10 protein-coding genes are annotated in these 12361 nt (G+C 63.1%); 5 read left to right on the top strand and 5 right to left on the bottom strand.

Translation table 11 applies throughout. The annotated features are described in order from the left end of the window. Nucleotides 1-20: 20 nt before the first annotated feature. On the bottom strand, nt 21-314 hold the full coding sequence (locus tag M3I53_RS17580; RefSeq protein WP_254317166.1) for a hypothetical protein: 294 nt from the start codon (nt 312-314) through the stop codon (nt 21-23). A 109-nt stretch (nt 315-423) separates the two neighbouring features. On the opposite strand from M3I53_RS17580, the gene M3I53_RS17575 reads away from it, so the two are divergent. Further along, nucleotides 424-1389, top strand: coding sequence for a GlxA family transcriptional regulator (locus tag M3I53_RS17575; RefSeq protein ID WP_254317165.1), 966 nt, complete (start codon nt 424-426; stop codon nt 1387-1389). Nucleotides 1390-1402: 13 nt separating this feature from the next. Here the strand turns inward: M3I53_RS17575 and M3I53_RS17570 are convergent, their stop codons facing one another. Together M3I53_RS17570 and M3I53_RS17565 are read right to left on the bottom strand one after the other, a co-directional pair. Beyond that, entirely contained in the window at nt 1403-2116 is a 714-nt protein-coding gene (locus M3I53_RS17570) for a GNAT family N-acetyltransferase (RefSeq protein ID WP_254317164.1), read from the bottom strand. 116 nt (nt 2117-2232) lie between these two features. After that, nucleotides 2233-3096: an NmrA family NAD(P)-binding protein gene (locus tag M3I53_RS17565; protein WP_254317163.1), complete on the bottom strand. Its 864-nt coding sequence runs from the start codon at nt 3094-3096 to the stop codon at nt 2233-2235. A 230-nt stretch (nt 3097-3326) separates the two neighbouring features. Here M3I53_RS17565 and M3I53_RS17560 point away from each other — a divergent pair, with 230 nt between their 5' ends. Then, nucleotides 3327-4244, top strand: coding sequence for a LysR family transcriptional regulator (locus M3I53_RS17560; protein ID WP_254317162.1), 918 nt, complete (start codon nt 3327-3329; stop codon nt 4242-4244). Between the two features lie 11 nt (nt 4245-4255). Here the strand turns inward: M3I53_RS17560 and M3I53_RS17555 are convergent, their stop codons facing one another. Beyond that, nucleotides 4256-5215 carry a LysR family transcriptional regulator gene (locus M3I53_RS17555; protein WP_254317161.1) on the bottom strand — a complete coding sequence of 320 codons (960 nt, stop codon included), beginning with the start codon at nt 5213-5215 and terminating at the stop codon, nt 4256-4258. A 127-nt stretch (nt 5216-5342) separates the two neighbouring features. On the opposite strand from M3I53_RS17555, the gene M3I53_RS17550 reads away from it, so the two are divergent. After that, nucleotides 5343-6047: an SDR family NAD(P)-dependent oxidoreductase gene (locus M3I53_RS17550; protein ID WP_254317160.1), complete on the top strand. Its 705-nt coding sequence runs from the start codon at nt 5343-5345 to the stop codon at nt 6045-6047. Between the two features lie 33 nt (nt 6048-6080). Here M3I53_RS17550 and M3I53_RS17545 read toward each other — a convergent pair whose 3' ends face one another. Continuing rightward, nucleotides 6081-6518: a carboxypeptidase regulatory-like domain-containing protein gene (locus tag M3I53_RS17545; protein ID WP_254317159.1), complete on the bottom strand. Its 438-nt coding sequence runs from the start codon at nt 6516-6518 to the stop codon at nt 6081-6083. 503 nt (nt 6519-7021) lie between these two features. Between M3I53_RS17545 and M3I53_RS17540 the strand changes: the two genes are divergently transcribed. Both M3I53_RS17540 and M3I53_RS17535 read left to right on the top strand, forming a co-directional pair. Then, nucleotides 7022-9235 carry a glycoside hydrolase family 3 C-terminal domain-containing protein gene (locus M3I53_RS17540; protein ID WP_254317158.1) on the top strand — a complete coding sequence of 738 codons (2214 nt, stop codon included), beginning with the start codon at nt 7022-7024 and terminating at the stop codon, nt 9233-9235. Nucleotides 9236-9588: 353 nt separating this feature from the next. Continuing rightward, nucleotides 9589-11868, top strand: coding sequence for an EAL domain-containing protein (locus M3I53_RS17535; RefSeq protein WP_254317157.1), 2280 nt, complete (start codon nt 9589-9591; stop codon nt 11866-11868). The last annotated feature ends 493 nt before the right edge of the window (nt 11869-12361 follow it).

Below are 12361 nucleotides of genomic sequence, written 5' to 3'. Positions count from 1 at the left end.
CGGCGCCTCCTGCGTAGCGCTTACTTTCCTTGAAGGAGCAGACCGAGCGGCGCGAGCGGGCCCACCGGCAGCAGGTCGAACGCAAGGATGCCGGCCTGGACGAGCGGCAGCGTATCCAAGGTGGCCTGCACATCGTCGACCGAGCCCGAGCTCATGAGAAACACCACGCCCGGCTTGTCCTGGCGAAACCAGTACTGCTCGATTTTGTCGTCCAGGTAGAGCTTGAGCGTGGCCGGCACTTCGTGCGGCATGATCTCGTCGCGCTGTGCGGGCGTGAGTTCCTTGACGATCGATCCAATGGCGAGAACCTTCATGACAACCTCCGTGATCATTGTCTGTTGCGACTTGCAACGCGATTGAGTGTATCGTTGGGGTCTCGTCGGCTGTACTGTCACAAACGACAACTTTAGAGGCATTTACGCCATGCGTATCGCTGTCCTGGCTCTTGACGGCGTCTTCGATACCGGGCTCTCCGTTACACTCGACGCGTTCTCTGCCGCAAACAAGCTTTCGGCCGCGACCATGGGCGGCGTTCCGCGTTTCGACGTCACGCTCGTAGGAATGAGAAAGCGGGTGCGTTCGGCTCACGGCCTCGCGGTGCCGGTGCAGCCGGTCGCGCCGGATGCGAAGCCCGACTGGGTAATCGTGCCGGCACTGATGACGCTATCTGCGCAGGAGCTGATGCAGTCGTTCGAGCGGCGGGACGTCGAGGAGGGCATGGCGCGCTTGCTCGAATGGCAAGCGGGGGGCGCGCGAGTCGGCGCTTCGTGCGTGGGGACGTTCATCCTCGCGGAGGCGGGGCTGCTCGATCACCGCGAAGCCACGACCAACTGGTCGCTCGCGCCGTTCTTCCGGCAACGCTATCCGCAAGTTCAGTTGAACGAATCGCGCATGCTCGTGCCTTCGGATATCGGCGTGACGGCCGGCGCGGCCATGGGGCATCTCGATCTCGCGCTCTGGCTGATCCGCTCGGCGAGCCCAGAGCTCGCATCGCTCGTTTCGCGCTATCTGCTGGCCGACATTCGTTCTTCGCAGGCGCCGTACATCATCCCGAATCATCTCGCGCAAGCCGACCCGCTCATTCAGCGCTTCGAGCAATGGGCGAGAAAAAATCTCAAGTCGGGATTCTCGCTGCAGGACGCCTCGAATGCGCTGGCGACGAGCTCGCGCTCATTGCAGCGTCGCTGCCAGGAGGTGCTCGGCAAGTCGCCGCTGGCGTACTTTCAGGATTTGCGGGTCGAGCACGCGCAGTCGCTGCTGCGCAGCGGCAAGCTCGACCTGGAAAGGATCGCCGCCGAAGTCGGTTACGGCGACGGCGCGACGCTGCGCAGCCTGTTGCGGCAGCGCTTGGGAAGAGGCGTGCGCGAACTGCGTACCGACTTGTTGTGAACGAGCAGCCCTTTCATGGCGCGACGCCGAGCACCGTGAGATGCATCTCGCGGCGCTCGACAAAGCCCAGTGTGCGATAGATGGAAATGGCGCCGTGATTCGACGTGAGCACATGCAGGAAGGGTGTCTCGCCGCGCGCGCGGATTGCCGCCATCAGCAGCTTCATGAGGGCCGCCGCGAGCCCTTGTCCCCTGAAAGCCGGGTCCACGCATACGGCGCTGATTTCGGTATGGCCTTCGATCTTCATGCGTTCGCCGGCCATGGCGACGAGCCTGCCCTGCCTGCGCACGCCAAGGTAACCGCCGAATTCGATGGCGCGCGGGCCAAACGGGCCGGGCTGCGTTGCCGCGGACAGCGCGAGCATCTCCGGCACGTCTTGCTCCGTTAGCCGCACATGCTCCAGCCTGGTGGTGGCAGGCGCTTCGCCTCGCCAGACCATTTGCAGCAGCGTGGCGTGCCGGATCAGCGCAAAGCCGTCGGGTGGCTCCACGGCATCCAGCGTGGTCAGGGCAACGGGTGCGTGCTCTTCGATCAGTCCTCGCAAGGCGTCGAACGATTCAGGCGTGGTGTCCGTCATCGCCGCAAAGGGGGCGACGGCTGGCGCGTACCGCACCGCGCGCTCATTCCCAACGGCGAGATGGCGCTGGCGGCCGGTCAGCGCGTGCCCTGGCACGTTGTCCAGCGCGGTTGTGCTGCCCGCAGATTTCGTTGCCAGCACATCGAACATGGTTCGCGCTCCAGTAAGGGATGGGGACGGTTTGCGACGATAGTCTAAACGAGGCGGGTTCGGCGGACCACGGCCGAACCCGCCAACTTTGGCGTTATTCGCGCCAAAGCCTTTCGTCACGCATCGCTTGCCAGCGCTTCGAGCACGGTGTCCAGTTCGACATGCCCGCGCAGGATTTCATCGGCGGGCTTGGAGAAACAGATCCAGCCCTCGTTGAATCCGTCCAGCATGCGCATTCGCGGCAAGGGATGCTTCATGCCTTGTGACAGAAAGCGCGACTCCCATTCCTGCCGGTTCACCGCCACCGCGCGCACAGGCCTGCCAAGCACGCGGGCAAACGCGGAGGCAATGTCGTTCGCGCTCACGCGGCGCGGTCCCTCCAGCTCGACCACGCGTGTGCCGCTCCAACTCTGCTGGAGCAGTTCGGCGGCGACGCGGCCGACGTCCGCGGTCGCGACCATCGGCACGGCCTGGTCGAGCGGTTGCAGGTAGCTCTCGATCACGCCGTAGTCGCGCGCGCTCGCGACATCCCACGCAGCGTTCTCCATGAACCAGCCGGGTCGCAGGAAGGTCGCCGGCACAGGCAGCGCGGCTAGCGCCTGCTCCATCAGCGAGAGCTGCGTGAGTAAATTGCTCTCTTGCGCCTGCGCGCCGATGGTCGACAGACACACGACTTTGCCGGGCTGTGCGTTGCGGATCGCGGTGCAAACGGCATCGACGACCGCGCGCGACTCCGCGAAGCCCGGCGAGGGATCGAACCGCGGAGGCAGCAGGATGAACACGCCCTGCGCGCCGCTGAATGCAGCCGTCAGCGCTGCGGCGTCTTCCATGCTTGCCGTCGCCAGCTCGCATCCTCGTGCTTGCCACGACGCGGCGCGCGCAGCGTCGCGCACGACTGCTCGCACCGTTTGCCCCGAGGCGAGCAGCGCACGGGCGAGTGCGCCGCCCACTTTTCCGGTAATGCCTGTAATTGCGTACACTTGAAACCCTCCGCATGCGACGACGAGATAGTCGAAAAAGCCGAATACGATGGCAGCGAGGTGCTGCCCGGTTCCGTTTCGGTGAGACGCATTCTGGACGCAGGGCGGACGAAGCTAAATGCCGCGAAGGGCACTACATCAGTGACTCATACGCACGAATCGGATGGCCGATGCATCATCGCCAAAGGCTGCCAGGGGCCGCCGTACCGGCCGCCATTGGAACGACGACATTGAGAACAACGACACTCGAGAACATTTCCGGCGCGATCAGCGTGTTTGCCGCCGTCGTCGACGCGGGCACCTTTGCCGCCGCGGCAGACGCGCTAGGCATGTCGCCGCCGGGCGTGAGCCGCGCGATTGCGAGGCTGGAGAAGCGGCTCGATATCCGGCTCTTCAATCGCACGACGCGATCGATTTCGCTCACCGAAGGCGGGCGCCGTTTCTACGAGCAGGTGGTCCCGCATCTCGCAGGGCTCGAGGAAGCGGCCATCGCGGCATCGGGCAATGCGTCGGCGGTGCGCGGCAGGCTGCGGGTGAATCTGGACCCCGTGTGCTATCGGGCAGTTCTCGGCGCGGATGTCGACCGGTTTATGGACGCCCATCCCGAACTCGAGATCGAACTGATCGCGCGAGATAGTCTTGGCGACCTGGTTGCGGAGGGGTTCGATGTCGCGATGCGATTCGGCAAGCCGCGCTCATCGACTCTGGTCGCCCGCAAGCTGCTCGATACCGCCGTCGTCACGGTCGCGGCGCCGACCTATCTCTCGCGCTGGGGCAGGCCGCTGCGCCCCGAAGATCTCGAAGGCCCCGCTCACCGGTGTCTCGAATTCCGCGACCCCGAGACAGGCAAGCCCTATCCCTGGGAGTTTCATCGCAAGCGCAAGCATGTCGTGGTGGCGACGCATGGACGGCTCACAGTGAACGATCCGGGCGCATTGCTCAATGCGTGCCTGGCCGGTTCCGGCATCGCGCAAATGCTGCTTCTCGGCGCCGAGCCGCTGATTGCCGATGGCAGGCTGGTGAATCTGTTCCCCGACTGGCCCGAGGAACGCTTCCCGCTATACGTTTACTATCCGTCGCGCCACTACACGCCCGCGAAGACGCGCGCATTCATCGATTTCATTGTCGCCTGGGCCGCCGCGCATTGATTGCGGCGACATCACAGCGGCACGAGTTGCCGGCATACCGTGAGCACGAGCTGCCGCAGCCAGCGATGGACGGGATCGGCCTCGATGCGCGGATGCCACATCTGCGACACCGTGATTTTTTCGGTCGTGACCGGCAGCTCGAAAATGTGGATTCCACCGGGCTGGGGCGATTCGCGCGGCTCGCCATGTTGTTGCTGCGGTTGCTCACCGTGATTGCACAGAAACGAGCCGGGCACGAGCGCAATCAGATCGGAAGCGCGTGCCACGGCTAGCGCGGCAGGGAAGCTGGGCACCACGGCGACGATCGTTCTTTCCAGTCCCAGCGCGGCCAAGGCGACATCGACCGGTCCGCTGCCGCTGCCGCGGCCGCTTCGCGACGCGACAACGTGCCCGAAAGCGACATACCGTTCGGCGCTCGGCCCGCGCTCCAACGCCAGCGGATGGCCCATTCTGACGACGCCGACGAAGCGGTCCCTGAAGAGCGCCTGCACGCGGATTTCCGGACCCATCTCGCCCAGCACGCCGATCTCCAGGTCGGCCGAACCCTCGCGCAAATGCGCCGACGTCTTCTGCGCCTTGGGCGCGAAGCGCAAACGCACGAACGGCGCGACCGCGGTGGCCGCGGCGATGAGCGGCGCACCGAAGGCTTCCACGAAACCATCGTTGGCGCGAATGGTGAAGGTCCGCTGCAAAGTGGCGAGATCGGGCTCGGCGGCCGACGGCAGCAGGACAGCGCGTGCTTCGTGCACCGCGTTTCGCGCGCGCTCGCGCAGCGCTTGCGCATGTGGAGTGAGCACCATGGCACGGCCGGCGCGAACGAGGAGCGGATCGCCGGTCGCCTCGCGAAGGCGGGTCAAGGTCCGGCTCATTGCCGAAGCGCTCAACCCCAGTCGACGCGCCGCGCCGATCACGCTGCCGTCGTCGAGCAACGCGTCGAGCGCGATGAGGAGATTCAAGTCGGGGTCGGACATGCCCGATGCTAGCACGGCGCTTTTTGGCATGGCGTTGTGTGCAGCTTATATCTGCAAGCCATGCGTCTTCCGCCATGTATGAGGCGCCACTATATTTCTCGTATCGACTGAATACAGGGAAATCGCCATGCAGGAATCATCGCATCAGAAAACGGTCCTTCTCATCGGCGCGTCGCGCGGACTTGGCTTCGCCATGGTCGAGGAATACCTCAAGCGCGGCTGGCGGGTGATCGCCACAGGCAGGGCGGGTTCGATGGACCGGCTTGCACAGGTGGCGCACGCCTCGCAAGGTGCGCTCGAAATCGACACAGTCGATATTACGGTGCCGGAGCAGGTCGCCGCACTCCATGATCGCCTCCAGGATCGCCGGGTGGACATGCTCTTCGTGAACGCCGGCGTCACGAACGACCATCGCGAAACGATTGCAGATATCTCAACCGATGAATTCGTTCGCGTGATGGCGACGAACGCGTTGAGTCCGATGCGCGTTGTCGAGGCGTTTCAGGACCTCGTGCAACCGGCCGGGACGATAGGCGTCATGTCGTCCGGGCAAGGCAGCGTCAGCAACAACACGAATGGCAACCACGAGGTTTACCGCGGCAGCAAGGCCGCGCTAAACATGTTCATGCGCAGCTATGCGGCCCGTCATCAAGACGACGCGAAAACCTTGTTGCTCATGGCACCCGGATGGGTGCGCACGGACATGGGCGGCCCCCAAGCGCGCCTGGGCATCGAGGAGAGCATCCCCCACCTGGTCAGCACGATCGAAGCGTACGCAGGCCGCACTGGACTGCATTACCTCGACTACCTGGGGAGAGTCGTTCCCTGGTGAACCGTCTCGACAGGCTGAAGACGCGATTCGTGCTCAGTGCTTGCCCGGAAAGGAGAACGTCGCACGCGCGCTGCCATTGCCGGCGACGTTCACGCGCTGCGTCCTCGTTACCTCGTTATAGGTGGCGGTGATCGTATAGCGTCCGCTGGGCAGCCGCACGAGCATGTACGGACCGTGCGAACGCGTGTCGAGTACGGACGCGCCGTCGGCGCCCGCGATCTGCACATGCACGTCGGCAACATAGCTCGAACCGGGGCCGGTAAACAGCATGGAGAGCGGCCACTGGCTGCGCGCGTGCCGCAGCGCGGAGGACTCGTCGCGGCCGACCCCGCCCGAGACGAACGAGATGTCGCCTTGCTGCTCCGTCTGGGGCATGCCCGTTTGCGCGAGTGCGCCGCTTGCCAGAGCGAATGCGCACGTTGCAGCGAGCAGGGTCGAAGCGATTCGGGGAACCTTGCGTTGCCTTTCCATCGTGGTCACTCCTTGCAGTGATGTCGATTTCGCGCACGCAGGCGCGAGCGCTGCCACTTTTGCAGGCCTCTTAACAGGTTAGCTTTTTTCGGCCCGCGACGCGCTCTGCGCGCTGCCTTCAGGGCGCCGCTCCGCATTCGCGAGCGTCGTGCAAATCACGTCAAAATTGAATTTCCGTTGCGTTCGCAACAATCGCATTACCGGATTATTACGATTTGCTGTCGATTTCGCGCCTTTCATGCGTGTTAGCTAGCGCCAGCCGGGAAAATACTGAGATAAAAGCCCGTAAGGGTACTCAATAGTTTTTATATGATTATTTGGAGTTTTGCTACATCAACCGGCGAGGCCCCGCGCGGACGTATAAAAGCAAACGTTTGCGCATCGCAGCTCAACCGGTTTCCCCGCAGGAAGTTTGCCGGCGCCTGACGCGACCGGCCGCTCTGCCAGACCTGCTTACCGGTCTGATCAGTATTCCATAACGTATTCGAACTCCGGAGAGACATATGAGGATCACCCGTTGGCCCACCGCTGCCGTGCTGGTTGCGATGGCCGCTACCGCCCATGCAGGCGACAGCAGCAACGACGTACCTTATCCGTTGCCGATGCCGTTGATGGCCGTCCCCCAGAACCTCGGCGCGCACGTTCGCGCGGACCTGCTGCTCAAGCGCATGACGCAGGACGAGAAGCTTCAGTTCATCCATTCCGAATATCAAATGAGCGCCGTGCCGGGCGGCGGCGCGGGCTATATTCAGGGCGTCCCGCGTCTGGGCATTCCCGACCTGAATATGGTTGATTCCGCAACGGGCTCAGGCAGCACGAACCAGAAGAGCACGACTTTTCCCGCGACGATCGCGCTCGCGGCAAGCTGGGATCCGTATCTCGCACGCGACTTCGGCGCGCGCATAGCCGACCAGTTGCGCGAGCAAGGATTCGGCATGGGTCTGGGCGGCGGCACGAACCTCGCGCGCGAACCGCGCGGCGGGCGCCTCTTCGAGTACCTCGGCGAAGACCCCGTGCTGGCGGGCGAAATGCTGGCGGCGCGCACCATCGGCACGCAAAGCCAACAGGTGATCGCCACGATCAAGCACTACGTCGGCAACGAGCAGGAAACGGGCCGCCAGGGCGGCAACAGCCAGATCGACGAGCGCACGCTGCGCGAACTCTATCTGCTGCCGTTCGAAATCGCGGCGAAGGAAGCGCGGCCGGGCAGCGTGATGTGCAGCTACAACCGCCTGAACGGCACCTATGCGTGCGAAAACACGCATGTGCTGACCGACGTGCTGAAGAAGGACTGGGGCTTCCAGGGTCAGGTGCAGTCGGACTGGGGGGCGACGCATAGCACGGCCCCGGCGATCAACGCGGGCCTCGACGAGGAAGAAGACGTAGGCCCGACGGTCTACCTCACGCCCGATCTGGTCAAGCAGGCGATCGCCTCGAAGGCGGTGTCGCAGGACCGTCTGGACGACATGGTGCGGCGCAAGCTCTATGTGATGATCAGAACGGGCGTGCTGGATCATCCGGCGCAGGGCGGCGCCACGATCGACTTTGCGAAGTACAACGCCTTCACGCAGGCCGCAGAAGAACAATCAATCGTTCTCCTGAAGAATGACAACAGCCAACTGCCGCTTTCGGCGCCGAGCCTGCACAAGATCGCGGTGATCGGCGCTCATGCCGATACGGCCGTGCTGAGTGGCGGCGGCTCGGGCAATACCCGCGATCCGGTCACAGGCAACTTCTCGGGCTGCGGCGGGCTCACGTTCGCTTCGTCCACGGGCTGCGGCTGGTGGACCAACCCGTGGCTCAAGCTCAATACGCCTATCACCCAGGCTATCCAGCAGCTCGCGCCTTCGGCGCAGGTGAGCTTCGCGGGGAACACCGACCAGACGCAGCCGTTCCGCGCCTATACGCAGCAGGAGATCACCCAGGCCGCGACGCTCGCCAGCCAGTCCGATGTCGCAATTGTCGTCGTGGCGCAGCCGGCGGGTGAGGACTTCGGCGATCTGCAAAGCCTGAGCCTCGCGAACCCATCGAATCAGGATCAGCTCGTCGAGGCCGTTGCGAAGGCCAACCCGCGCACGATCGTGATCATCGAGAGCGGCAATCCGGTACTGATGCCGTGGAAGGACCAGGTCTCGGCAATCGTCGAGGCATGGTATCCGGGCGAGGGCGGCGGCAACGCGATCGCGAACGTGCTGTTCGGTCAGGTGAACCCTTCGGGCAAGCTGCCGGTCACGTTCCCCGTGCACGATCAGGACACGCCGACGTGGGGGACGAACGGCGCCTTCGCGACCGATCCCGTGTACTCCGAAAAGCTGGACATGGGCTACCGCTGGTATGACGCGAACAACATCACGCCGCTTTACGAGTTCGGCTATGGCCTTTCGTATACGCACTTCAGCTATTCGGGACTGACGGTGAAGCAGGGCCCAGGGCATACGCTCACGGCTTCGTTCACGGTGCGCAACGATGGCCGCGTAGCCGGTGCGGAAACGGCACAGGTCTATCTGGGCGTGAGTTATGCCGGCGAGCCGCCGCGTCGTCTGGTTGGTTTCCAGAAGGTGTTCCTGAAGCCGGGTCAGTCGCAGCCGGTGCGCGTGACGATCACCGAACGTGCGCAGAGTGTTTGGGACACGACGCATAACGACTGGGCCTATGTGCCTGACAGCGCGGTGTATGTGGGGGCTTCGTCGCGCGATATCCGTCTGCAGAGCCGGTAGGCAAGAGGACGCACGGAGGCTGCGTTGGCGGCCTCTGTTTTCTATTGTCGAAGACGGTCGGCTCGCGAACGTTTGCGAGCCGGTTGAATATCAAATTCGCAAGTCTTTCCGTATCTGTCATTCGCGTGCGCGAGAACGTAATTGCATACACTCGCGAACACAAATGGCTTCCGCGGGTAATCCCCATTCATTCTGAATAGCGAAAGCGGATAGACTTACCCACCCGTCCGTGGGCCTTCCTCCGTCTGCGCGTTTTCCAGATACACGCCGTCACGCTTTATTGTGACTCTGTCTCGTAGTGCCGCGCGCACGCGACGCATGGAAGCTGAACCAAGAAGAATTCTAAATCAGCCATGAGACTGATCACACGCGCTGTGAACCGGATTACCGAAGGCGACCGCCGCGGTCGAATCGCTTTGGTGCTCGTCCCTGTGTGGGTGAGTGCCGCGGCGATGGCCGCGCTGGCTCAGTACTCCTGCACTGTCATAGCGTGGCCCGTCGCGGTGCTCGCTTGCACCGGGATGCTATTGCTGCTGCGTCTCTCCCGCCGCCTTGGCGCCCGTCTGCGTTTGAGCGAGGAGCGCTTAAGCCTCGGCTTCGAGGGCATCAATGCGGGACTATGGGACTGGGACCTCGTCAGCGATCGTGCCTACTATTCCCGCTATCTGTACCAGCAACTCGGCTACGGCGACGGCGACCTCCCGATGGACACCCGCGCTTTCAACGCGCTCGTGCATCCCGCGGATCTGCTCCGTTTGCGCGAGACCATCATCAACCATCTGAAGCATGACAGCCTCTACGACGTGGAATACCGGCTGCGAATGGCCGATGGTCGATATCTGTGGTGCCGGGGACGCGGCAAGGCCATACGCGATGAAAGCGGCCGGGCGACGCGCATCGTCGGTTGCCTCTTCGATATCTCCGAGCTGAAGCGCGCCGAAGCGGCCGCCGCGAAGGAAAAGAGCCTCACCGAAGCCACGCTCGCTTCGATCGACGATGGTGTGATCCGCATGGACAACCAGGCGAGCGTGACCTATTGCAACGCCGCCGCCGAGCGCATGCTCGGGCGTCCCTCGCACGATATTTACCAGAAGCCGTTGTTCGACGTCTGTGATCTCTACGACGAACGGTCCGGCGATATCGTCACCGCGCAATGCCTGCACAACCGTGCAGCAGCGGCCGACGACGACACGCAGCGCAGACTCTCGGTGACGCGCCCGGATGGCTCGCTCCTGCCCGTGGCCTGCTCTGTGGCGACGATCCGCGACGACGAAGAGGAAATGCTGGGCACGGTGATGGTGCTTCGAGATGCGAGCACGGAGCGCAAGCATGCCGCCGAACTCGAATATCAGGCTACGCACGATCATCTGACGGGTTTGCTGAACCGCCGGGAATTCGAGCGCCGGCTAACGGGCCTGCTCGAGAAGGCCGGGACACGCCCGCACGCGGTGATGTTCCTCGACCTCGATCAATTCAAGGTCGTCAACGATACGTGCGGCCACGCGGCCGGCGACGAATTGATCCGCAGCGTGGGCGGCGCCTTGAAACAACAATTGCGCGCCGCCCACATCCTCGCACGCCTGGGCGGCGACGAATTCGGCGTCGTGCTGCCGGAGTGCTGCATCGACGACGCTCTGCGGGTCGCGGAGGATCTGCGGGAGGCGGTGACGGTCATCCGGCTACCCTGGGACCAGCGTTTGCTGACGACTGGCGTGAGCATCGGCGTGGTGGAGGTGGACGCCACGCAAATCTCGACGTGGGACATCATGAAGGCGGCCGACGTAGCCTGTTATATGGCCAAGGAAAAAGGCCGCAACCGCGTGCACCAGTACTGCCTCGAGGATCAGCTCCAGTCGACTACCCATACGCAGATGGAGTGGGTGGCCCGCGTGAAGGCGGCGCTCGAGCACGACCGTTTCCGCCTCTACGCGCAACAGATCAAGTCGCTCAAGGAAGGCGGTCCCGGGGAGGAAGTGCACGTCGAGTTGCTGCTGCGCATGATCGACGAATCGGGTGAAGTGATTCCTCCCGGGTACTTCATTGGCGCCGCCGAGCGCTTCCACTTGATGCCGCTCGTCGACCGATGGGTTATCGGCCGTGCTTTCGAAGCCATCGCGGCCGGCCATCTTGCGGCAGACGTCTGGTCGATCAATCTCTCCGGGGCGTCGCTCGGCGACGAGGACCTGCTCGCGTACATCGTGCAGCAGCAGCAGCGTTGCGCAATTCGCTTCGAAAGCGTCTGCTTCGAGATCACGGAAACAGCCGTGATCACCAATCTCTCGAAAGCGATTACCCTCATGGAGAGCCTGCGCGCACTCGGCTGCCGATTCGCGCTCGACGATTTCGGCTCCGGCATGTCCTCGTTCACTTACCTCAAGCGCCTGCCTGTGGATTATTTGAAGATCGACGGCAGCTTCGTGCGCGGGATTGCCAGCAGCGACCTCGATCGCACGATCGTCCAGTCCATTCATCAGGTGGCCCACGCAGCGGGCAAGGCGACCATCGCCGAGTTTGTGGAAAGCGAGGCGATCATCGGGCGCCTCAGCGGGATTGGCATCGACTACGCACAGGGGTTTTGTGTCGGGTTGCCCCAGCCCCTTCCCGAAGGAGTCGTCGAGACCGTCGGCGCTTGATCGACAGCGACATCGCTGCGCTCGGATCCGAGCGTGCTGCGGGCCCGTGCGCGGCTGCCGCTCCCGCTTTGGTGACAGAAGGGGCAACCTGTTACGCGGGGGTGCCGGTGGCTGCCGAAAATCGGCGTAGCGGCCCCCAAAAATAAATGTTTGAAAGTCGCTTGACGATATACGGAATGACCCGCATAATTCGCCTCCTTCGCTGATCGCTGCGAACGAAAACGAAGCGATTAAGACGAATTGCTCTTTAAAAATTTACAGCCGATAAGTGTGGGCGCTTGATGCGGTGGCGACCCGATATGGTTCTTCGGAGCGATATCGGGAGCAGCAAAAGTATCAAGAGTCTCACACTAAAGTAAGTCAGGTTTTTGAATTTATTCAGAACCTGTCAGCTTTGAGTGAGCGACCGGTCTCGAGAGAGACCGAAAACAGTAACAGGTATTGAACTGAAGAGTTTGATCCTGGCTCAGATTGAACGCTGGCGGCATGCCTT

It is taken from the genome of Paraburkholderia sp. CNPSo 3272, assembly GCF_024206495.1.
In the GTDB taxonomy this organism is placed as follows: Bacteria; Pseudomonadota; Gammaproteobacteria; order Burkholderiales; family Burkholderiaceae; genus Paraburkholderia.
The sequence above is the reverse complement of the archived record's forward strand: the minus strand, read 5'-3'. Positions and strand labels throughout refer to the sequence as shown.